Genomic DNA, 21647 nt, shown 5'->3' on the forward strand with positions numbered 1-21647 from the left:
GCGTCACGGGCGGGTGCCCTCGGCCGCGCCGGTGATGTTGCGGGCCATGCCGCCGAAGATGACGGCGTGGAACGGGCTGAGCGCCTTCCAGTAGAGATGTCCGGCCAGTCCCCGCGGTTCGAACAGGGCCCGCTGGCGGTAGTGCGCGCCGCCGTCGGCCGCCGGGGTGACCGACAGCTCGAGCCAGCCACGGCCCGGCACCCGCATCTCGGCGCGCAAGCGCAGCTCGCGCCCGCGTTCAAGGTGCTCCACCCGCCACCAGTCCAGTGCTTCGCCCACGTGCAGGCGGTGCGGGTCGCGGCGGCCGCGCCGGAGTCCGACGCCGCCGGAGAGCCGGTCGATCCACCCGCGCAGCGACCAGGCCAGCGGGAACGAGTACCACCCGTGCTCGCCGCCGACGGCTTCGAGGACGCTCCAGAGCGTGGCGGGGTCGGCGGGCGTGTCCCGTTCGCGCACATCGCAGTACAGCGATCCGCCCGACCAGTCCGGGTCGGTGGGCAGCGGATCGGACGGTGCGTCGGGTAAACCGGCGTCCGACCAGCGGGTCGGCACGTCTCGATCGCGGACCCGGCGCAGTGCCAGGCCGACCGCGCGGGCATAGCTCGTGAGCCCGCCGCTCGGGTCCGGAATGTGTTCGGCGATCCGGTGATCCGCGCACACGACATCGTTGACGAGCGACTCCATCAGCGGCACGGCGATGGCGCGCGGCACCGGCGTCACCAGATTGACCCACTGCGCCGACAGCCACGGCGTGAGCACGGGGACCGGCACGATCACCCGGCGCGGCAGCTCGGCGGCCGCGGCGTAGCCACGCATCATGCCCTCGTAGGTGAGCACGTCGGGCCCGCCGATGTCGAACGCGGCGTTCACCGCGCCGGGCAGCTCCGCCGCGCGCACCAGGTAGTGCAGGACGTCGCGGACCGCGATGGGCTGCACCCGGCTGCGCACCCACCGCGGCGTCACCATGACCGGCAGCCGTTCGGTGAGGTAGCGCAGGATCTCGAAGCTGGCCGAGCCGGACCCGATGATCACCGCCGCGCGCAACACCACCGCGGGCGTCGGTCCCCGCAGCAGGATGTCGCCCACCTCGGCGCGTGAGGCGAGGTGCCGGGACAATTCCTGGCCCGCGGGCGTGATCCCGCCGAGGTACACCGCCCTGGTCAGGCCCGCGCGCGCGGATTCCGCGGCGACCAGGCTCGCCGCCGCGCGGTCCACGTCCTCGAAGTCCGCGCGACCCAGCGAGTGCACGAGGTAGTAGAGGACATCCTGTCCGGCCAGCGCGGCGCGCACGTCCTCCGCGCGCGTCACGTCGCCGCGCAGCACCTCGACGCTGTCGCGCCAGGTCGCCTCGACGAGTTTGCCCGGATCACGCGCCAGCACCCGGACCGAATGCCCGGCCGCCAGCAGTTCCGGAACGAGTCGGCCACCGATGTAGCCGGTGGCGCCGAATACCACGCAGCGCATGGGGATTCACTCCTGTCCGACGAATTCGTAGGCGGCGGCCGCCGAGCACAGCAGGCCCCACGCCGTGGTCACCATCAATGTCTTGCCCCGCTCGGGCCTGCCCCGCAACGCATGTGCGAACACCGCCGTGTCGGCGGCGTCGGATCCGATCCGGACGGCTGCGGCCACCGTACGCGCCCGGGAGCCGGTCGCCGTCGCCAGCGCCACCCCGGAGCAGACGTCCCGCAACGCGACCGAGCGGGCCAGCGTGCGCAGCCCCGGCTCCGCGCCGGTGCCGAGCCCGCTGGGCCGCAGCAGGATTTCGGGCCGGATCGCGACGGCTAGACCGTAGGCGGCGGTCGCCACCCCGAGGAGGCGCGACGGCACCGTGGCGCTCATCGCGACACCTCCGCATCGATCTTGTGCTCGGCGTGCCGGAGCACCAGCTGCAGGCAGTCGAGATACCCCGAGCGGAATCCGGCTTCGGAGTACGCGAGGTACAGCAGCCACATGCGCCGGAAGACCTCGTCGAAACCGAGGGCGGCGACGTGGTCCTCGGCGGCGGTGAAGCGCTCCCGCCACAATCGCAGCGTGTGGGCGTAGTGCTGTCCCAGGGTGGCGCGATCCACCGTGTCGAGGCCGGTGTGTCGCGCCAGCAGACCCGTCAGCAGTTCCTCCGAGGGGAGGAAGCCGCCGGGGAAGATGTACTTCTGCACCCAGGTGTGGGTGGTACGGCTGACCCGCATCCGGTCGTGCGGCATCGTGATGACCTGCAGGCCGATCCGGCCGCCCGGCGTCAGCGCACGCTCCAGGACGGTCAGGTACTCGGCGAGGAAGTCGTAGCCGACGGCTTCGATCATCTCCACCGAGATCACGGCGTCGTAGCGCCCCTCGACATCGCGGTAGTCGCACAGTTCGATGGTCACGCGGTCGGTGAGCCCGGCCGCCGCGACCCGTCGACGAGCCAGCTCCCGCTGTTCCCGCGAGAGGGTGACCGAGTGCACGGTGGCGCCCCGCCGCGCCGCGCGGATGGCGAGTTCGCCCCAGCCGGTGCCGATTTCGAGCACGGTGGACCCGGGCCCGACCTCGGTGGCGTCGAGCAGACGGTCGATCTTGGCGCGCTGGGCGGCGGCGAGGTCGGCCCACTCCGGAGCGGGCTCCAGCCGATCGAACAGCGCCGCCGAGTACGTCATCGTCTCGTCCAGGAACGTGGCGAAGAAGTCGTTGGACAGGTCGTAGTGGTGGGCGGCGTTGCTCCGGGCACCGTCCGGCGTCGCCCTGGTCAGGGCGGGTTGCCGCGGGAGGAGCAGCGTCCGCAGGGCCTGCAGTGTCGGTGGGACCAGCTCGCCCATGTGCGCCGCGAGCACGGTGAGGACCGCCGCGGGATCGGGGGCCGACCAGTCGCCTGCCATGTATGCCTCGCCGAATCCGATGAGCCCGGTGACGCCGAGCCGGGTGGCGAAGGCGTCCGGATCGTGCAGGACCATCCGCGGTGTCGTCGGGTCGTCGACCCCACCGCCGAACATCGTGCCGTCGGGCAATTCGACGCGGACCGGGAGCCGCCCGACGGCGCGGCGGAACAGCGCCGAGGCGACCAGGCGGCCGGCATCGGCGCGTATCCCGCGAGGTACTGCGGCCAGGTCCGGCCAGCGGTCGACGTGCGGCGCGGTGACGGGCCGCGGGCCGCACGGAGAGAGGGTGGTCATGGCAGAGCCTCCTGGGAGAGATGCGGGGTGCGTGGCAGGATCGGTAGTCCCCTGCGCCACAGACGCAGGCCCTGCCAACGGATTCGGGCGGCGATCCGCCAGGTCTCGACGGGATGCGCGAGCGCCGCGGCGAGCACCGCGCTGCCGCTCGCCGGCCGGACGAGACCGCGCACGGTCGCCGTGAAGAGGGTCCGCCCGTCCGGTTCCTCGAGCGCGATCGCCAGCTGGAGGCGGGAGCCGGGAACGGGAAGCCGCAGCCGGTAGTGCCCGGCGACGGGATTGAACGGCGAGACGTAGAACCCTTTGGCGACAACCGGTTCCGGTACCGGCGGGACAAGGTACCGGTGCCGTTCGCCGTAGGTGTTGTGCACTTCGGCCAGCACGCAGCGCAACGCGCCGGTCTCGTCGTGGCACCAGAACACGGTGAGCGGGTTGAAGACATAGCCGAGCACGCGCGCGTTGGCGAGCATGAGGATTCGGCCGCCGCGCAGATCGATGCCGTGCCCGGTGAGGTGAGCGACCACGTTCTCGCGCAGGGTCGCCGCCGGATCGCCGAGATGATCGCGGGCGGAGAACCCGGCGACCAGGCGCAACGGCCAGGGCAGGCGCGGAAGGTCGTCGAGGTCGACGAGCCAGCTGTAGCTGCGGTAGACGAACCGGTGCCGGACCGGCTCGCGACGCGAGTGCCGGATCACGGTGCGCACCAGGCGGGCTCGGGTCATGTCGCCACCTCGACCCCGACCGAGACGGGCGCGGGCCGCACGGGCCAGTGGCCGCCGACGCGTTCGGCGGCGCGCAGCCCGGACAACGCGCCGTCCTCGTGGAATCCCCACCCGTGGTAGGCGCCCGCGAAGGCCACGACCCGGTCGCCGATCTCGGGCAGGCGGCGCCTGGCGGTCATGGAACCCGGGGTGTACTGCGGGTGTTCGTAGGTCATGGTGGCCAGGACCGCGTCGGGGGCCACCCGGTCACCGTCGCCGAGGGTCACCAGGAACCGGCGATCTGCGGTGGCGGGCAGGCGGTGCAACCGGCTCAGGTCGTAGCTGACGAGGACGCGGTTGGGAGACGAATCACACTGCGGCAGACGGTAGTTCCATGAGGCGCGCGCGGCCGCGCGGCGCGGGAGCACCGACTCGTCGGTGTGCAGGACCGTGTGATTGGTCGAATAGGTGAGCGCGGCGAGGATGCTCGACTCCGTCCAGGTCGGGGTGTCGAGCAGCCGCAACGCCTGACCGGGGTGGGTGGCGATCACCGCGGCGTCGAATTCGTCCACCCGATCGGCGTCGTCGCGGACGGTGACCGACGAGCCGCCGCGGTGCACGGTCCGCACCGGCGTCCCCGCCCGCACCTCCTGGACACCGGCGGCGACGGCTCGCACGTAGGTGGCCGAGCCGCCGACGACGGTGCGCCAGGTGGGCGAACCGAAGACGGTGAGCATGCCGTGATGGTCGAGAAAGGTGAACAGGTAGCGGGCCGGATAGCGCAGCGCGAGGTCCGGCGGGCAGGACCAGACCGCGGCCACCAGCGGGACGAGGAAATGTGCGGTGAAGTAGGCCGAGAAGGCGCCGGCACGGACGAACTCGCCGAGGGTCCTGGCGTCGTCACCGGCGGAGTCCAGTTCGGCGCGGGCCAGGCGGTGGAACCGGCCGATCTCGGCGAACATCCGCAGATAGCGTCCGTTCAGCGCGGCCCCCGGGCGCGGGAAGAGACCACGTAGGCCCTTGGCCCCGGCGTATTCGAGCCCACAGCCGTCGCAGCGGATCGACATCGACATGTCGGAATCCTGGGTGCGCGCACCGACTTCGTCGAAGAGCCGCAGCAGCGTGGGATAGGTGCGGTCGTTGTGCACGATGAAACCGGAGTCGACACCCAGCCGATCGCCGGTGCCGTCGGCGCGGGAGTTCACCTGGTGCGTGTGGGCGTGGCCGCCGAGGCGGGTGTCCGCCTCGTAGAGCACGACGTCGCAGGTGCGGGCGAGCACCCAGGCGGCGGTGAGACCGGCGACCCCGCTGCCGATCACCGCGATCCGCCTGCGCCCGTGCTCGGCGGCGGTCTGCCCGCTGGGCCGGTTGTCGATCATGGCGTCCTCCGGAGTTCGGGCCGGTCCACTGTCCGGCGCGCACCATCGACGCTATCATGCAATTGATGCACAAACGATGCATCATTTCGGGAGAGCTAAGCAGAGGGATTCGATGACCACTCAGCTTCCGACGGCACTCGACACCGCACTGGACCGCGCCGTGGCCCCCGGGTACAGCCGCGTCGGCTTCCAGCTACGGAGTCGCGGGTGGCCGCCACTGCCCGCCGACACCCTGCGCGGGCGGACCGCCCTCGTCACCGGCGCGAACTCCGGCATCGGCAAAGCCGTCGCCACCGGGCTCGCCCGCCTCGGCGCATCGGTGAGCCTGGTGGTGCGCGACCGCGCACGTGGCGAGGCCGCCGCCGCGGAGATCACCGCGGGGGTGCCCGGCGCCCTGGTCGAGGTCGCGCGGTGCGATGTCGCCGACCTGGCGAGCGTGCGGGAATTCGCCGCCGAGTTCACCGGCAGGGCCCGCCGCGTCGACGTGCTGGTCCACAACGCGGGAGTGCTGCCCGCGACGCGCACCGAGAGCCCCCAGGGTCACGAATTGTGCTTGGCCACACACGTTCTCGGACCCATACTGCTCACGGACCTGCTCGCCCCGGTGCTCACCGACGCCAGGGTGGTCCTGATGTCCTCCGGCGGCATGTACACCCAGCGGCTGCACCTCGACGATCCGGAATACCGCGACGGCGACTACCGCGGCGCCACCGCCTACGCCCGGTCCAAGCGGATGCAGGTCGCGCTGACCCCCGTCCTCGCCGACCGCTACGCCGCCGCGGGCATCGCGGTGCACAGCATGCACCCCGGCTGGGTCGACACCCCTGGCGTAGCCACCTCACTGCCCAGGTTCCGCGCCCTCACCCACCCCCTGCTGCGCGCCCCCGCCGAGGGCGCGGACACCGCCGTCTGGCTCGCCGCCACCGACAACCTCCCGTCCGGCCGGTTCTGGCACGACCGCAGACCGCGACCCGAGCACTACACGCGACGCACCCGGGAGTCGGCGGCCGAGCGAGAGCACCTGTGGCAGTTCTGCGCGACCGCCGCGGGTCTGCCGCCCGAATCGCCTTAACGATGCGATTTCGATTCACAACCTGCGGCGCACCGACTCTGATACCGGGGTCGCATCCCACCCGTACCGCAGTCGGATGTGTTGTGGCACAGCGCATTCCTACCGTCGGGGCATGCGCCATCGATTTCTCACCCTCGCGATCTGCACAGCCGTGACCCTGACCGCGGGCACCGCGGGCCCGGCCACGTCGACGCCACCGCACGACACCGTCCGCGCCGACCTCGACGCGCTCGTGCGCGCCGGTGCGGTCGGAGCACTCGCCACGCTCACCGAGAACGGGGTCACCACCGTCCTCGCCGCCGGGCACGCCGACCTCGCGACGGGAGCGCCCATTCCCACCGACCACCCGCTACACGTGCGGGTCGGCAGCATCACCAAGTCGTTCACCGCCGCGGTCGCCCTGCACCTGGCGGCCGAGCGCGAGCTCGACCTCGACCAGCCGGTGGACACCTACCTGCCCGGCCTGCTGGCCGGTGACGGCGTCGACGGCCGGGCCATCACGGTGCGTCAGATCCTCGGCCATCGCAGCGGACTGCCGAGTCCGGCGCCGACGCCGGAACTGAACGAGGCCGCGGCGGCCCGCGACGGTGTCACCTTCACCCCGCGACAGGAGATCGCCCTCGCCCTGCGGGAGCCGGCCCGGTTCGCTCCCGGCGCGCGGTTCGAGTACAACAACGTGAACTACATCGTCGCCGGGATGCTCATCGAAGCGGTGACCGGGCGCCCCTACGCCGAGGAACTGCGCGACCGCGTCCTGATTCCGCTCGGCCTGACGTGGACCTACCTGCCCGCTACCGGCGACACCGGCCTGCGCGACCCGCACCTGACCGGCTACGCCACCGTCGAGGGCCGGGTGACGGAGGCGACGCGCATCGAGCCCTCCCTGCCGTGGACCTCGGGAGCGCTGGTCAGCACCGGCGCCGACCTGAACCGGTTCTTCACGGCGCTGGCGGCCGGGCAGGTGGTGCCGCCCGCCCAGCTCGCGCAGATGCTCGACGGCTCGGACATGGGCGCCGGCGACGGATTCTCCTATGGGCTCGGCCTCGCGAACACCGAACTGCCCTGCGGTGCGGGCTATCTCGGCCACGTCGGCGGCGTCCACGGGTTCGCCACCGTCTCCGGCGCCACCACGACGGGTCGCGCGGTCACCTTCTCCGTGACCGGCGCGCCGACCACGGTCGACATCCGTGCCTTGCTCACCCACGCGCTCTGCGACCGGCCGTGACGAGTCCGCTCGGCCGGTCCGCGGCCGAGGTCGTCACCGCTCCCGGACGGGCGCCGATCCGATCGAGGGGACGGTGGTCGAGCGCAGGTCGCGGCCCTTGGTCTCGGCGGTGAAGGCGAGGGCGGCCAGGGCCAGGGCGGCGGTCGCGGCGATGATGACGCTCAGCGGCACGCTCGAGCCGCCGAAGCCGGCGAGCAGGCTGGCGGCGATCATCGGGGTGAAGCCCGCGCCGATCAGGGCGGCGCTCTGGTAGGCGATGGAGACACCGCTGTAGCGGATGTGGGTCGGGAACATCTCCGACAGCAGCGGCGTCAGCGGCGCGTACATCGCGTTCTGCAGCAACTGCGCGAACATCAGGCCCGCGGTCATGATCACCAGGGACCCGGTGTCGATCGTGGCGTAGAGCGGGAAGGCGAACAGGATCGCGCCGACCGCACCGGCCATCATCACCCGCCGCCTGCCCAGCCGGTCCGACAGCGCCGCGCACAGCGGGATGGCCACGATCGAGACCACCACCACGAACAGCAGGCAGCGCATGACATCGCCCACCGCGTAACCGATTCCGGTGGCGTAGGCGATGATGTGCGAGCTCGTCAGCGCGGTCAGCGCGAAGGGCGCGATCCCGGCGATCACTGCCAGGACGAGCGGGCGCGGCGTGCGCAGCACCTCCAGTGCGGGAGTCGACGGACGCCGCGGCTCGGCCGCCGCGGCCGCGAACACCGGGCTCTCGGCCACCCGCAGCCGCACGTACAGGCCGAGGACCAGCAGGGCCGCGCTCAGCAGGAACGGCAGCCGCCAGCCCCAGGACCGGAACGCGTCCTCGGGCAGCTGGGTCACCACGGCGACCGCGGCGGTGGACAGCAGGAACCCGAACGGCGTACCGAGCTGCATGATTCCGGCCCAGCGCCCGCGCCGGCCCGCGTCGGCGTGCTCGACCACCATCAGCGCCGCGCCGCCCCACTCCCCGCCGACGGCCAGGCCCTGCACGATCCGCAGCAGCACCAGCAGCACCGGCGCGGCGGCGCCGATCGTGTGATAGGTCGGCAGCAGACCGATCAGCGCGCTCGCGGCGCCCATCATGATCATGGTGATCAGCAGCATCGATTTGCGGCCGAGCCGATCGCCGAAGTGCCCGAAGATCACTCCGCCCAGCGGCCGGGCGACATAGCCCGCGGCGAGGGTGCCGAACGAGGCGATCGTGCTCAGCGCGGGATTCGACCCGGGGAAGAACAGCGGCCCGAACACCACCGCGGCCATCGTCCCGTAGAGGATGAAGTCGTAGTACTCGATCGTCGTTCCCAGCAGGCTGGAGAACGCCGCGCGCCGCCGTAGGCTCGCGTCGGCACCCTGCGGGCCAAGGGGATTCGCACTCTCGGGTGTCGGCGTGTTCATCGGGCGAGAGTCCCAACACCCGCGCGGCACCCGCAATGGCGCCGACCGCTGAGCGGGAACGCGCCTGCCGGTCCGTTCCGAGCACGGCGCCGACCCGGTGACGTCGTGTCACAATGCGGCCATGACCATCAAGTTCGACGCACTCGATGCCGCCTTGCTGGCCGAGTTGGCCCGCGACCCGCGCGCGCCGATCCTCGAGCTGGCCCAGCGGCTCGGGGTCGCCCGCAACACCGTGCAGGCGCGGATGCGGCGGCTCGAGTCCTCGGGCGCGGTGCGCGGCTATCCGCCCGACATCGACGTGCAGGCGATCGGCTACGCCGTGCACGCCTTCCTCGGCATCGAACTCGATCAGAACAAGATGGATCCGATCATCGAGACGCTGCGCGGGTTCCCGCACGTGCTCGAGGTGCACGCCACCACCGGCCGTGCCGACCTGCTGGTCCGCATCGCCGCGCGATCGCAGCAGGACCTGCTGGAGATCATCCAGCGCGTGCACGCGATCGACGGCGTGAAACACACCGAGACGATGCTCGCGCTGGCCACCCCGATCGGCTACCGGAGCCTGCCGCTGGTCGAGCACCTGACGAGCACCCGCGATGTGACCTAGGTCTCCGCGCTCGAGCAGATTGACTCATTCGACCCAGTGGCCTAGATCACTTTTGAGCAGTCTGATCAACTTTTTCGGCGACTGTTGACACAGATCACCCCTCCCCGGCACATTTCGCTGCACCGATAGCAAGTTCCTTCGCGCAGTGAGGTGATCATGACCAGCGTCGTCTGTTCCACCGCCCGACCGCTGGCCGACCCGGCCGCCCCCTACGACCTCGCCGATCGCTACCGCTCCGGCGCGGGCCCGGTGCTGCTGACCGGGGTCCAGGCCATCGCCCGGCTGCTGGTGGAACAGCATGTGCGCGACATCCGTGCCGGTCGCCGCGTGGCGACCTTCGTCTCCGGTTACCAGGGCAGCCCGCTCGGCGGCGTCGACAAGATGCTGCTCGGCATGCCCGAGGTGCTCACCGAGCACGACATCACCTTCGTGCCCGGGTACAACGAGGAGCTGGCCGCCACCTCGGTGTGGGGCAGCCAGGCCGATCTGCCCGCAGGCAAGCCGACCCACGACGGTGTGGTCGGCGTCTGGTACGGCAAGGGCCCCGGCGTCGACCGCGCGACCGACGCCATCCGGCACGCCAACATGTACGGCGTGAACCCGCGCGGCGGCGTGCTGCTGCTGGTGGGCGACGATCCGGCGTCGAAGTCCTCGACCGTGCCCGCGGTGAGCGAGCGTTCGCTGGCCGCCATGGGCGTGCCGGTGCTGTTCCCCCGCAACGCCGAGGAGATCATCACGCTGGGCATGCAGGGCATCGCGCTGTCGCGGGCCTCGGGCTGCGTGGTGGCGCTGAAGATCGTCGCCGATGTCGCCGACGGCGCGTGGACGGTGGACGCGAGCGTCGCCGACCTGGCCGTGACCGTCCCCGAAGTGCAGTGGGAGGGAAAGCCTTTCGTGTACCGGCAGCGCCCGATGGCCGCGCCGACCGACAGCGTGCTCGCCGAGGCCGACCTCTACGGCCCGCGCTGGGCGACCGTGCACGCCTACGGCGCGGCCAACGCGCTCGACGTGATCGAGGTGAACCCGCCAGCGGCGAAGGTCGGCCTCGCGGCCACCGGCACCACCTTCGACGCGGTCCGCCAGGCACTGCTCGACCTGGGCGTGGACGAGGCGGCGATGCACCGCGCCGGCATCCGTCTGCTGCGCATCGGCATGCCGTACCCGCTCGGTTCCGCCGCGCTCACCGAGTTCGCGCGCGGGCTCGACCAGCTCGTCGTGGTCGAGGACAAGACCGCGTTCCTCGAGACCCAGGTCCGCGAGATCCTCTACGGCACCCCGGACGCACCCCGCGTGCTCGGCAAGCAGGACGAGCGCGGCGCGAGGCTGATGCCGGTCGACGGCGAGCTCACCGCGGGCAGGCTGCTGGCTCCGCTGCGCCGCGTACTGCGCGGCCACGTCGAGCTGAAAAGGGCTGCCCCGCCCGCTCTTCCGCTGGAGGTGCTCTCGGCCAAGCGCACGCCCTATTTCTGCAGCGGCTGCCCGCACAATCGTTCCACCGCCCTGCCCGAGGGCTCGATCGGCGGCGGTGGCATCGGCTGCCACACGCTGGTCACCATGTCCGGGCGCACCGACAGCGCCGTCACCGGGCTGACCCAGATGGGCGGCGAGGGCAGTCAGTGGATCGGGCAGGCGCCTTTCACCGACGTCCCGCACCTGTTCCAGAACATCGGCGACGGCACCTTCTTCCACTCCGGCCAGCTGGCGGTGCAGGCCTGTGTCGCGGCCGGGGTGAACATCACCTACAAGCTGCTCTGGAACGAGGTCGTCGCGATGACCGGCGCCCAGGACGTCGAGGGCGGACTCTCCGTCGCGCAGCTGACGCACAAGCTCACCACCGAAGGCGTCCGCCAGATCATCATCTGCGCCGACGAGCCCAAGCGGCACAACAAGCGGGCGCTGGCCAAGGGCACGCTGCTGTGGCATCGCGACCGGCTCGACGAGGCGCAGCGCGTGCTGCGCGAGATCGAGGGCGTCACCGTGCTGATCTACGACCAGCACTGTGCCGCCGACGCGCGCAGGCAGCGCAAGCGCGGCGCGCTGCCCGTACGCAACACCCGCGTGGTGATCAACGAGGCCGTGTGCGAGGGCTGCGGCGACTGCGGCGCCAAGTCGAACTGCCTGTCGGTGCAGCCGGTCGAGACCGAGTTCGGCCGCAAGACCCGGATCGACCAGACCTCGTGCAACACCGACTACAGCTGCCTCGACGGCGACTGCCCCTCGTTCGTGACGGTGGAGGTCGACCCGGCCGCGAGCAAGGGCGCCCGGCGCAAGGTCGCCGAGCCGCCCGCGGTGCCCGATCCGGGCGTTGCCGCGCCGCAACGCACCCAGAACGTGCTCATCGCAGGCATCGGCGGCACCGGCATCGTGACCGTGAACCAGGTGCTGGCCACCGCCGCCCTGCGCGCCGGCTACGAGGTCGAGAGCCTCGACCAGATCGGGCTGAGCCAGAAGGCCGGTCCGGTGGTCTCGCACCTGCGCTTCTCCACCACCGCGCTGGAGCCGTCCAACCGGCTCACCCCCGGCAGCGCGGACTGCCTGCTCGCGGTCGACCTGCTCACCGCCACCGATCCCCGCTACCTCCAGTACGGCGACGCCGCGAGCACCCTCGGCGTGGCCTCCACCAGCCAGACCCCGACCGGCGACATGGTCTACGACAAGTCGGTCGACTACCCCGAGACCCAGACCCTGCTGGAACGCCTTGCCGCCGTGACGAAGTCGATCGCGCACTTCGACGCGCTGGCGGCGGCCGAGACCCTGTTCGGCAACACCGCCGCGGCGAATTTCCTGATCGTCGGCGCCGCCGTGCAGGCCGGCGGGCTGCGTCTGCCCGCCGCGGCGATCGAGGAGGCCATCGGGATCAACGGGGTCGCGGTGGACGCCACCGTCGCGGCGTTCCGCTGGGGCCGGGTCGCCGTCGCCGATCCGGCGGCGTTCGCCGCGGCCGTCGATGAGGGGCGGCCGCGGCGCACCCCGCCGGTGGCGCCCGCGGAACTGCTGGCGCACACCAGCTTCGAGGGCGAGGTGCGCAGGCTGGTCGAACTGCGCGCGGCGAACCTGGTGGGCTACCAGAACGCCAAGGTGGCCCGCCGTTACGTCGACACCGTCGAATTCGTCTGGGCGGCCGAGCGTTCGGTCACCGAGCGCACCGAGTTCAGCGAGGCGGTGGCGCGCGGGCTGTACAAGTTCACCGCCTACAAGGACGAGTACGAGGTGGCACGCCTGCTGGTGGACCCGGACTTCCTGGCCGAGGTGAAGTCCCAGGTGCCCGGCGGCGAGAAGCTCACCTACAAGCTGCATCCGCCGGTGCTGCGCGCGCTGGGCCGCGAGAAGAAGATCGGCCTGCGGCCGAGATCGCATGTGGCGCTGCGGATGCTGGCCAAGGGCAAGTTCCTGCGCGGCACCAAGCTCGATCCGTTCGGCTACGCGCACGTCCGCCGGGTCGAGCGGGAACTGCTGGCCGACTACACCGCGATGGTGCGGCGGCTGGCCGAGGGCCTGACCGCCGGGAACTACGACACGGCGACCGCGGCCGCCGCGCTCACCGATGTGGTGCGCGGCTACGAGGACATCAAGCTCGGCAATGTCGAGCTGTATCGCGCCGGACTGCGTGAGCTGGGGATCGAGAACTGACCCCGGCCCCACCCACACGTCGCCGCACCGAGCGGCACCGATGAACCGCCGCTGACCTGCGGCACCACGACACCGCCACCCCGGGCACAACCCGGAAAGGCGGGAACCCGAAAGGAAATCGACAGTGACCGTTGTGCACACCGAGGCAGGCGTCTTCGGCCGATCGCACGAACTCAGTGCCCGCGCCCACGAGCAAGTGGTGTTCTGCGAGGACGACAAGTCGGGCCTGAAGGCGATCATCGCCATCCACTCGACCGCGCTCGGTCCCGCCCTCGGCGGTACCCGCTTCTACCCGTACGCCGACGAGTCGGCGGCGCTGCAGGACGTGCTGCGGTTGTCGTGGGGCATGACCTACAAGGCCGCCGCGGCCGGTGTCGACCTCGGTGGCGGCAAGGCGGTGATCATCGGCGACCCGGCGACGCTCAAGAGCGAGGAACTGCTCGCCGCCTACGCGCGCTTCGTCGAGACCCTCGGTGGGCGCTACATCACCGCCGGTGACGTGGGCACCAACACCGACGACCTGGACGTGATCGGCCGCCACACCCGCTACGTCACCGGCCGCAGCGTCGCCGCGGGCGGCAGCGGGGACAGCGCCCGGCTCACCGCGCTCGGTGTCTTCCACTCGATGCGCGCGGGCGCCGAATTCCTGTGGGGCGCCCCGACACTGGCGGGCCGCACGGTCGGCGTCGAGGGGGTCGGCAAGGTCGGGCGTGAGCTCACCGCGCTGCTGCTGGCCGACGGCGCCGAGGTCTGCGTCACCGATGTGAACGAGGCGGCGCTGCGCCGCGTGGCCGACGAACTGCCCGCGGTGCGGCTGCTCTCCACCGTGTCCACCGCGCCCGTCGACGTGTACGCCCCGTGCGCGCTGGGCGCCACGCTCACCGAGTCCAGCGCCCGTGCGATCGAGGCGAAGCTGATCTGCGGCGCCGCCAACAACCAGCTGGCCACGCCCGAGGTGGAGCAGGCGCTCACCGCGCGCGGCATCACCTGGGTGCCGGACTTCGTCGCCAACGCGGGCGGCCTGATCCAGGTCGCGGGCGAGCTGCGCGGCGCGGCCCCGGCCGAGGTGGAACTCGAGGTCGAGGGCATCTACCGCCGCTGCCGCGACATCATCGCCGACGCGACGACGGAGGGCATCGGCACCGGCGCCGCCGCCAACCGCTTCGCCGAACGCCGTCTCGACGCCATTCCGCGAGCACTGTGATGATCAAGACGAGCGGCCTGTTCCGCACCAAGTCCGTCGAGCAGTCCATCCGCGACACCGACGATCCCGATGCCAAGCTCCGCAAGGACCTGACGGCCAAGGACCTGACGATCTTCGGCGTCGCGGTGGTGATCGGCGCGGGCATCTTCACCCTGACCGCGCGCACCGCGGGCACGGTCGCCGGGCCGGCCGTCTCACTGGCCTTCGTCTTCGCGGCGATCGCCTGCGGCCTCACGGCGCTGTGTTACGCGGAGTTCGCCTCCACCGTGCCGGTCGCGGGCAGCGCGTACACCTTCGCCTACGCCACCTTCGGCGAGGTGATCGCCTGGATCATCGGCTGGGACCTGATCCTGGAGTTCGCGCTCGCGGTGTCGGTGGTCGCCAAGGGCTGGTCGCAATACCTGGGCGAAGTGCTCGGCTCGTCGGCACCGGTCGTGCACCTCGGCTCGGTGACCTTCGACTGGGGCGCGGTGGTGATCATCGCGATCGTCGGTGTGCTGCTGGCCACCGGGACCAAGCTGTCCTCGCGGGTCTCCGCGATCGCGGTCGCGATCAAACTGGGCGTGATCGCGCTGGTGCTGGTGGTGGGCGCGACCTACTTCAAGCCGTCGAACCTGACCCCCTACATCCCGCCGGCGCAGCCGTCGGAGAAGGCCGAGGGGATGCACCAGTCGCTGTTCGCCTTCCTCACCGGTTCCGGCGGCACCAGCTACGGCTGGTACGGCCTGCTCGCGGCGGCCAGCCTGGTGTTCTTCGCCTTCATCGGCTTCGACGTGGTCGCCACGACCGCCGAGGAGACCCGCAACCCGCAGCGTGACGTCCCGCGCGGCATCCTCGGTTCGCTGGCCATCGTGACGGTGCTCTACATCGCGGTCTCGCTGATCCTCACCGGCATGGTGTCCTACACCGAACTCGCCGACGGCAACGCCACGCTCGCCACGGCCTTCGCCATCCACGGCGCGACCTGGGTGAAGAACATCATCGCCATCGGCGCCCTGGCCGGACTGTCCACCGTGGTGATGGTGATGTACCTGGGCCAGACCCGGGTGCTGTTCGCCATGGCCCGCGACGGGCTGCTGCCCCGCTCGCTGGCGCAGACCGGCAAGAAGGGCACGCCGGTCCGGCTGACCGTGCTGGTCGGCGTGGTGTGCGCGCTGCTGGCCGGCTTCGTCGACTTCGGCACGCTCGAGGAGATGGTCAACATCGGCACCCTCGTCGCGTTCGTGCTGGTGTCGATCGGCGTGCTGGTGCTGCGCCGGACCCGCCCCGACCTGCAGCGCGGTTTCCGCGTGCCGTTCGTCCCGGTGGTGCCGATCCTGGCCGCGCTGGCCTGCCTGTGGCTGATGCTGAACCTCTCGATCGAGACCTGGCTGCGGTTCGTGATCTGGATGGCCCTCGGTGTCGTCGTGTACTTCGTCTACGGGCGCAGGCACTCGATCCTGGGACGCAGGCAACCGGATGCCCCGGAACCGGAGCTGACGCCGGTTCACTAGCGCCCACCTCACCCGTCGAACCCGGCGATCCCTGATCGCCGGGTTCGCGCGTGTCCTCAGAGTGTCAGCTGATCGGCCGCCGACGTGAGCAGATCGATCAGGTCGCGATCGTGCACGGGCAGGCGCCCGGTCTTGCCGATCGCGGCCAGCGCACCGGTGACGGTGCCGTCGGCGGTGCGAACCGGGACGGCGACGGCGCTGCGGCCGAGGCGGCACTCGTTCACCTCGACCGCGACGGTGTCCGCGGCCACGCGGCGCAGCTCCGCGGCGAGGTCGGCGGGTGTGGTCAGGGTGAAGGCCGTCACCTTGCGCAGTGTCGCGTCGACCGCGAGTTCGGGGTGGCGCGCCATCAGGATCTTGCCGATCGCGGAGGCGTGCGGACAGCTGACCAGGACCTTCTCACCGGTCAGCTCGTGGTCGGGGTCCTTGTCGATCATCCTGATCCGGCCGTCGGCGAACGAGGCGAGGTGGATGCCGAAGCGCAGCTGGGCGCGTAGTTCGCCGAGGATCCGGGAATTGCCCGAGCCGGGCTCGGCCGCCCCGGCCAGTTCGCGGGTGCGGCGGCCCAGTGCGAAGCCGGAAAGATCCTCGATCCGCACCAGGTAGCCGTCGGCGACCAGCAGATTCAGCAGGCGGTACGCGGTGGCGGGCGCGATGCCGGTCTGCGCGGCGATGTCCTTCGCAGTGGCGCCCGAGCCGAGGCGCGCCACCGCTTCGAGCAGGGCGAGGGCCTTCTGGACAGCCCTCGGCTCGTGCCCGGTCGGGCCGTCGCGGCGGGTGGTCGCTGTCACCGTTCGCCGCGGTTCGCCCCCACCAGGGCCATCGCGCCACGGGCGTTGACGGCGAACACCCCGGCACCGGGCAGCACGTCAGCGGACTCGGGACTGTCGAAAATGCCGATGGCCGTGAGACTTCGAGGACGGGTGTCCCGCAGGTACCGGTACCAGGCCGCGCCCACCACCAGTACCGCGAGACCTGTCGCGGGGGCGACCAGCACCCCGTCGCTCGCGTCCGACACCGTCAGGCAGGCCAGCACCGCGGCGAGCACGCCACTGCCGATCCACCCCGCGAGCAGATCGACCCGGCGCAGCTCGCGGATCCGGCCGAGGAACAGCACCGCGCTCACCGCGACCAGGATGTAGGACAGCGCGAGCGCCGTGCGCATGACGGTCTTGGCCGCCGCGGGCACACCGTCGAGGGCGACGAAGCCCGCACCGACGGTCGCGACGACGCCGATGATCACCACCAACGCCACATGCGGCGTCCGCAACACGGTGCCGACCCGGCTGAGAACCCGGGGCAGCACCCCTTCCACACTCATCGAATACATCAGCCGCGACGCCGCGTTCGACGAGGCCATCGACGAGCCGAGCCACGAGCACGTCAGGCCCGCGTCGAGCAGGATCACCACGAGCAGACTCGACCCGCTCGCCGTCCCGTGCAGGTACGCGTCGACCACCGCCCCCGCATGCCCGGACCAGGCCGCCCACGACGCGAAGATGAACAGCGCCCCGCACAGCACCGGGGTGACCAGCACCGTGCGGGTGACGGTGACCAGTGGACGCCGCGTCTCCGGCGCGAAGAAGGTGGCGCTCTCGAAGCCGGCGAGCGCGAACAGCGCCGACATCGCGATCGCCAGCACCGCGGGCACATCCGGCGCGGCCGGGGTGACGGCGACCGCGGGCTCCGAGACCAGCATGAGGCCGATGATGAAGGCCAGCGAGCACGCCTCGACCACCAGGATCGCGATCGCGGCGAACCGCACGCCGCGCACGAGCACCGCCCCGATCAGCACCGCGATGCCGAGACAGACGGCGCCGATCTGCCAACCGCGCACCGTGATTCCCAGTTGCGCCGCCAACGCGAGCGCGGTCTGCGACCCGTGATACATCGTCAACGACGCACTGCCCAGGTATTTCACCAGCATTCCGACACCACACGTCAGCGCCGCGCGTGGCCCCGCGCCATGACTGACGAAGGTGTAGAGGCCGCCCGCCGCGGACAGCCGCCGGGTGAAATGCGCGACGCAGTAGGCGATCAGCGTGCTGACCAGGGTCGCGACGACGATCGTCACCAGCCCGGGTAGCAGGGCGTTGTGGGTGAGCATCGTGACCGGCAACAGCACCATGGACGCCGCCGGCGCCGTGGTGGCGATCGACTGCCCGAGCAACGCCGGCCCCGAGAGTTGTCCGCGCCCCAGCGCGCGCAGCGGTGACACCGCGGGTCGCTCGGGCTCTCCCACCGCGAACGACCGCGCGACCGCCTCGGCCAGTGCCGTCACCACACACCTCCCAGCGTTGTCGGTGCGGGCGAGGATATCCAGACCCGGTTTCGGCGATATTGCGGGCGCGAGTCGACCGGTGGACACCGAGCGAGAAAGTGACGGCGGCCGATCCCACTCGCCGACCGGTGAACGTTTTCCGCGGCGTAGCGGCGCCGACCCACCGTCGACGGACGCTGTCGCAGAACGGATATCGCGGCGGACGGAGCTACCCATGGCAGTCACCAGAAGATCTTTCCTGCAGAGTCTCGGCATCACCGGTGGCGCGGGCCTCGCCTACGGCGCGATGTCGACTCTCGGCCTGGCACCCGCCACCGCGCAGGTGTCGTTTCGCTCGCCCGCCATGGGCGACCTCATCGGCAAGGTCGACGGCGCGGCCAAGGTCGCGATCCTCGGCGGCGGACCGGCGGGGCTGTGCGCGGCCTACGAACTGGGCAAGGCCGGATACGACGTGACCGTGCTCGAAGCCAGGAGGCGGGTGGGTGGGCGCGTGTGGTCGGTGCGCAACGGCACCACCGAAACCGATCTCAACGGCGAGACCCAGAGCTGCAGCTTCGCCGACGGGCACTACTTCAACCTCGGCGCCACGCGCATTCCGCAGAGCCACATCACCCTCGACTACTGTCGCGAGCTCGGCGTCGAGGTGCAGCCCTTCGGCAACCAGAACGCCAACACCCTGGTGAACTATCAGAGCGCCACCTCGATCTCCGGGACGTCGGTGCAGTACCGCGCGGCCAAGGCCGACATGTACGGCTACCTGTCCGAGCTGCTGCAGAAGGCCGCGTCGCGGGGCGCCCTCGACGACGTGCTGACCCGCGACGACAAGGAAGCGTTGTCGTCGTTCCTGCGCGATTTCGGCGACCTGTCCAGCGACGGCCGCTACCTCGGCTCGACTCGGCGCGGCTACACCGCCGAACCCGGTGCCGGGCTGAACTTCGGCGAACACCCGGCACCGTTCCCGATGTCCGACACGATCCGCAGCGGCCTCGGCCGGAACTTCAGCTTCGAGTTCGGCTACGACCAAGCCATGATGATGATGACCCCGGTCGGTGGCATGGACCGCATCTACGCCGCTTTCCAGCGTGAAATCGGCACGCAGCGAATCCATTTCGGCGCCGAGGTGGCGGCGATGCGGAACACCCCCGACGGCGTGCGGGTCGAGTACACCCAGGACGGCGCGCGGAAGACCCTCGACGCCGACTACTGCATCTGCACGTTGCCGCCCAATCTCGTCGGTCGCCTGGCCAACAACCTGCCCGCCGACGTGCTCACCGCGCTGAAGGCCGCGATCCCGGTGTCCTCCGGCAAGCTCGGCATCGAATACTCGCGCCGCTGGTGGGAGCTCGAGGACCGGATCTACGGCGGCGCGAGCAATACCGACAAGGACATCGCGCAGATCATGTTCCCGTACGACCACTATCACGGCGATCGCGGCGTGGTGGTCGGCTACTACAACACCGGCAGACGCCATCAAGCCTTCGAATCACTCACGCACCGGCAACGGGTGGCGAAGGCAGTGGACGAAGGCGCGGCGATTCACGGCGAGAAATATCGACGCGACATCGTCTCGTCGTTCTCCGGCAGCTGGCGGCGGACGAAGTACTCCGAGGGCGCGTGGGTCGGCTGGGCGGGCAGCGATTCCCACGGCGGCGAGGCCACCCCCGAATACACGAAACTGCTCGCCCCCGTGGAGCGCATCTACTTCGCCGGCGACCACCTGTCCAACGCGATCGCCTGGCAGCACGGCGCCTTCACCTCCGCCCGCGATGTGGTGACCGCGCTGCACGCGCGCGTCGCGGCCTGAGTCCCTCACCCGACAAGGAGTATCGATCATGAAGAAGACTGTCACGCTGGCCGTGGCGACCCTCGCGGCGCTGGCCCTCACCTCCTGTTCGGCCGACGCGGTCGAGTCGAAGCCGTCCGCCGCGCCGAGTACCCCGGTTCTCGAGGCGGGACAGGAGAATCCGATGATCGCGCAGGGCGTGACGATCGCCGCCGACGCCACCGTCTACAAGAGCAGTGGCCTCGGGCCCACCGCCACCAACAAGGCCGCGCCCACCGGCAGCCCCGAGTCCTTCATCGACACCCAGCAGTTCGCGGACGCGAAGCTGCCCGCCGGTGTCACCCTCACCGAAGCGCAGGGCATGTCGGTGCTGGCCAGAATCCGGGAGAACCTCGAAGCGCAGGGCCTGGCCCTGGACAACGTGGTCTCGATGCGCGTGTTCCTCGACAACGCCCCCGGTACCGATCGCGCCGACTACGCCGGCTGGAACCGCGCCTACCGGCAGTTCTTCGCCAATACGAACCTCGTCTCCGGCGACACCGAGCTGGTTCCCCTCGGTACCGCGGCGCCGGCCGCGCCGCTGGTCCGCAACGCGGCCCGGCCGAGCCGCTTCGCCCTTGAGGTAGCGAGTCTGCCGGTGCCGGGTTGGTTGGTCGAAGTCGAGGTCGACGCGGTGTACCCGGCGGCGAAGTAGGCCGGGAAGCCCAACGAATTGCCTGGCCAGAGGCATGCCGGGGTGGTGCGCCGACGCCCGTTCCGGCAGCCTGTGGCACTGAGTGCCAGCCCGGGTGAAATAATCCCCGGGACAGCCAGGGTAATGCGATGTTGGGAGTTCTCCAGTGGAGTTGATCGGTGTAATCGGTGGCGGCACGATGGGCGCGGGAATCGCCGAGGTGTGCGCCAAGGCGGGGAGCTCGGTCCTCGTGCTGGAGACCAAGCAGGAGTTCGCCGACGCCGCGCAGCAGCGCATCGCCGGATCGATCGGCAAGGGCGTCGCCCGCGGCAAGATCACCCAGGAAGAGGCCGACGCCGCCATCGCGCGCGTGCGCGTCACCCTGGACATGGACGAGTTCGCCGACCGTGACCTGGTCATCGAGGCCGCGCCGGAGATCGAGTCGCTGAAGTACGAGATCTTCGGCAAGCTCGACAAGATCGTGAAGCCCGAGGGCATCCTCGCCACCAACACCTCCTCGATCCCGGTGATCAAGGTCGCCGGCGCGACCCAGCGCCCCGAGCGGGTCGTCGGCGTGCACTTCTTCAACCCGGTGCCGGTGATGCCGCTGGTCGAGATCATCTCGACCCTGGTCACCGCGCCGGAGGCGGCCGCGGCCGTCACCGACTACGCCAAGAACACCCTGGGCAAGATGACCGTGCAGGCGGGCGACCGCTCCGGCTTCATCGTCAACGCGCTGCTCATCCCCTACCTGTGTTCCGCGATCCGGATGCTGGAGTCGGGCTACGCCACCGCCGAGGACATCGACGCGGCCATGAAGGGCGGCTGCGGCTACCCGATGGGCCCGCTCACCCTCCTCGACACCGTCGGCCTCGACATCGCCCTGGCGGCCTCGGAATCGCTCTACGCCGAGTTCGCCGAGCCGCACCTCGCCCCGCCCGCCCTGCTGCGCCGCATGGTCGACGCGGGCCGCCTCGGCCGCAAGTCCGGCCGCGGCTTCTACGACTACGCCAAGTGAGTCCGGCCGCGGGAGCCGTCGACCGGCTCCCGCGGGATCG

Annotated in this window: 17 protein-coding genes; 9 read left to right on the forward strand and 8 right to left on the reverse strand. The window is 70.9% G+C overall.

The features are described 5' to 3' along the window. Positions 1 to 3: 3 nt before the first annotated feature. The 5 genes from DFR69_RS04480 to DFR69_RS04500 are packed head-to-tail and all read right to left on the reverse strand — an operon-like array spanning position 4 to position 5229. Entirely contained in the window at positions 4 to 1464 is a 1461-nt protein-coding gene (locus DFR69_RS04480; protein WP_110036173.1) for an SDR family oxidoreductase, read from the reverse strand. A gap of 6 nt (positions 1465 to 1470) precedes the next feature. After that, the gene (locus DFR69_RS04485) at positions 1471 to 1842 is read right to left on the reverse strand and encodes a hypothetical protein (RefSeq protein WP_110036174.1); all 372 of its coding nucleotides are present in this window, start codon (positions 1840 to 1842) and stop codon (positions 1471 to 1473) included. Further along, positions 1839 to 3149 carry an SAM-dependent methyltransferase gene (locus DFR69_RS04490; protein WP_110036175.1) on the reverse strand — a complete coding sequence of 437 codons (1311 nt, stop codon included), beginning with the start codon at positions 3147 to 3149 and terminating at the stop codon, positions 1839 to 1841. The genes DFR69_RS04485 and DFR69_RS04490 overlap by 4 nt, the downstream gene beginning before the upstream one ends. Continuing rightward, positions 3146 to 3871 (reverse strand): DUF1365 domain-containing protein, encoded by a 726-nt coding sequence (locus DFR69_RS04495; RefSeq protein ID WP_110036176.1) that lies wholly within the window; start codon positions 3869 to 3871, stop codon positions 3146 to 3148. The genes DFR69_RS04490 and DFR69_RS04495 overlap by 4 nt, the downstream gene beginning before the upstream one ends. Continuing rightward, positions 3868 to 5229 carry an NAD(P)/FAD-dependent oxidoreductase gene (locus DFR69_RS04500; protein ID WP_110036177.1) on the reverse strand — a complete coding sequence of 454 codons (1362 nt, stop codon included), beginning with the start codon at positions 5227 to 5229 and terminating at the stop codon, positions 3868 to 3870. The genes DFR69_RS04495 and DFR69_RS04500 overlap by 4 nt, the downstream gene beginning before the upstream one ends. Positions 5230 to 5341: 112 nt before the next feature. On the opposite strand from DFR69_RS04500, the gene DFR69_RS04505 reads away from it, so the two are divergent. Both DFR69_RS04505 and DFR69_RS04510 read left to right on the forward strand, forming a co-directional pair. After that, a complete protein-coding gene (locus DFR69_RS04505) occupies positions 5342 to 6301 on the forward strand; it encodes an SDR family NAD(P)-dependent oxidoreductase (RefSeq protein WP_110036178.1) in 960 nt (319 codons plus the stop codon). 112 nt (positions 6302 to 6413) lie between these two features. Beyond that, positions 6414 to 7526 carry a serine hydrolase domain-containing protein gene (locus tag DFR69_RS04510; protein ID WP_244198090.1) on the forward strand — a complete coding sequence of 371 codons (1113 nt, stop codon included), beginning with the start codon at positions 6414 to 6416 and terminating at the stop codon, positions 7524 to 7526. A gap of 33 nt (positions 7527 to 7559) precedes the next feature. Here the strand turns inward: DFR69_RS04510 and DFR69_RS04515 are convergent, their stop codons facing one another. Beyond that, positions 7560 to 8918 carry an MFS transporter gene (locus tag DFR69_RS04515; RefSeq protein ID WP_110036180.1) on the reverse strand — a complete coding sequence of 453 codons (1359 nt, stop codon included), beginning with the start codon at positions 8916 to 8918 and terminating at the stop codon, positions 7560 to 7562. Between the two features lie 121 nt (positions 8919 to 9039). Between DFR69_RS04515 and DFR69_RS04520 the strand changes: the two genes are divergently transcribed. The 4 genes from DFR69_RS04520 (at position 9040) to DFR69_RS04535 (ending at position 15852) form a co-directional block, all read left to right on the forward strand. Then, complete coding sequence (locus DFR69_RS04520; RefSeq protein ID WP_110036181.1) at positions 9040 to 9525, forward strand: Lrp/AsnC family transcriptional regulator; 486 nt, start codon at positions 9040 to 9042, stop codon at positions 9523 to 9525. Between the two features lie 156 nt (positions 9526 to 9681). Beyond that, complete coding sequence (locus tag DFR69_RS04525; RefSeq protein WP_110036806.1) at positions 9682 to 13155, forward strand: indolepyruvate ferredoxin oxidoreductase family protein; 3474 nt, start codon at positions 9682 to 9684, stop codon at positions 13153 to 13155. A gap of 124 nt (positions 13156 to 13279) precedes the next feature. Next, complete coding sequence (locus tag DFR69_RS04530) at positions 13280 to 14359, forward strand: Glu/Leu/Phe/Val family dehydrogenase (protein WP_110036182.1); 1080 nt, start codon at positions 13280 to 13282, stop codon at positions 14357 to 14359. Then, positions 14359 to 15852 (forward strand): APC family permease, encoded by a 1494-nt coding sequence (locus DFR69_RS04535; protein ID WP_110036183.1) that lies wholly within the window; start codon positions 14359 to 14361, stop codon positions 15850 to 15852. Before DFR69_RS04530 ends, DFR69_RS04535 begins: the two co-directional genes overlap by 1 nt. A 56-nt stretch (positions 15853 to 15908) precedes the next feature. Here the strand turns inward: DFR69_RS04535 and DFR69_RS04540 are convergent, their stop codons facing one another. Together DFR69_RS04540 and DFR69_RS04545 are read right to left on the reverse strand one after the other, a co-directional pair. Further along, a complete protein-coding gene (locus DFR69_RS04540) occupies positions 15909 to 16643 on the reverse strand; it encodes an IclR family transcriptional regulator (protein WP_110036184.1) in 735 nt (244 codons plus the stop codon). Continuing rightward, positions 16640 to 18133 (reverse strand): APC family permease, encoded by a 1494-nt coding sequence (locus tag DFR69_RS04545; protein WP_110036807.1) that lies wholly within the window; start codon positions 18131 to 18133, stop codon positions 16640 to 16642. Before DFR69_RS04545 ends, DFR69_RS04540 begins: the two co-directional genes overlap by 4 nt. Before the next feature lie 214 nt (positions 18134 to 18347). Between DFR69_RS04545 and DFR69_RS04550 the strand changes: the two genes are divergently transcribed. The 3 genes from DFR69_RS04550 (at position 18348) to DFR69_RS04560 (ending at position 21607) form a co-directional block, all read left to right on the forward strand. After that, positions 18348 to 19937: a flavin monoamine oxidase family protein gene (locus tag DFR69_RS04550; RefSeq protein ID WP_186817389.1), complete on the forward strand. Its 1590-nt coding sequence runs from the start codon at positions 18348 to 18350 to the stop codon at positions 19935 to 19937. 28 nt (positions 19938 to 19965) lie between these two features. Continuing rightward, entirely contained in the window at positions 19966 to 20610 is a 645-nt protein-coding gene (locus tag DFR69_RS04555) for a Rid family hydrolase (protein ID WP_110036185.1), read from the forward strand. A 145-nt stretch (positions 20611 to 20755) separates the two neighbouring features. Further along, the gene (locus DFR69_RS04560) at positions 20756 to 21607 is read left to right on the forward strand and encodes a 3-hydroxybutyryl-CoA dehydrogenase (RefSeq protein WP_110036186.1); all 852 of its coding nucleotides are present in this window, start codon (positions 20756 to 20758) and stop codon (positions 21605 to 21607) included. Positions 21608 to 21647 lie beyond the last annotated feature (40 nt).

It is taken from the genome of Nocardia neocaledoniensis, from assembly GCF_003182135.1.
Taxonomy (GTDB): Bacteria; Actinomycetota; Actinomycetes; order Mycobacteriales; family Mycobacteriaceae; genus Nocardia; species Nocardia neocaledoniensis.

Excerpts from the sequence above, each read along its gene's own strand:
- DFR69_RS04490 (WP_110036175.1), bottom strand. The coding sequence starts at position 3,149 with ATGACCACCCTCTCTCCGTGCGGCCCGCGGCCCGTCACCGCGCCGCAC.
- DFR69_RS04510 (WP_244198090.1), top strand. The coding sequence starts at position 6,414 with ATGCGCCATCGATTTCTCACCCTCGCGATCTGCACAGCCGTGACCCTG.
- DFR69_RS04555 (WP_110036185.1), top strand. The coding sequence starts at position 19,966 with ATGAAGAAGACTGTCACGCTGGCCGTGGCGACCCTCGCGGCGCTGGCC.
- DFR69_RS04535 (WP_110036183.1), top strand. The coding sequence starts at position 14,359 with ATGATCAAGACGAGCGGCCTGTTCCGCACCAAGTCCGTCGAGCAGTCC.
- DFR69_RS04495 (WP_110036176.1), bottom strand. The coding sequence starts at position 3,871 with ATGACCCGAGCCCGCCTGGTGCGCACCGTGATCCGGCACTCGCGTCGC.
- DFR69_RS04485 (WP_110036174.1), bottom strand. The coding sequence starts at position 1,842 with ATGAGCGCCACGGTGCCGTCGCGCCTCCTCGGGGTGGCGACCGCCGCC.
- DFR69_RS04480 (WP_110036173.1), bottom strand. The coding sequence starts at position 1,464 with ATGCGCTGCGTGGTATTCGGCGCCACCGGCTACATCGGTGGCCGACTC.
- DFR69_RS04550 (WP_186817389.1), top strand. The coding sequence starts at position 18,348 with ATGGCAGTCACCAGAAGATCTTTCCTGCAGAGTCTCGGCATCACCGGT.
- DFR69_RS04505 (WP_110036178.1), top strand. The coding sequence starts at position 5,342 with ATGACCACTCAGCTTCCGACGGCACTCGACACCGCACTGGACCGCGCC.
- DFR69_RS04520 (WP_110036181.1), top strand. The coding sequence starts at position 9,040 with ATGACCATCAAGTTCGACGCACTCGATGCCGCCTTGCTGGCCGAGTTG.
- DFR69_RS04525 (WP_110036806.1), top strand. The coding sequence starts at position 9,682 with ATGACCAGCGTCGTCTGTTCCACCGCCCGACCGCTGGCCGACCCGGCC.
- DFR69_RS04500 (WP_110036177.1), bottom strand. The coding sequence starts at position 5,229 with ATGATCGACAACCGGCCCAGCGGGCAGACCGCCGCCGAGCACGGGCGC.
- DFR69_RS04515 (WP_110036180.1), bottom strand. The coding sequence starts at position 8,918 with ATGAACACGCCGACACCCGAGAGTGCGAATCCCCTTGGCCCGCAGGGT.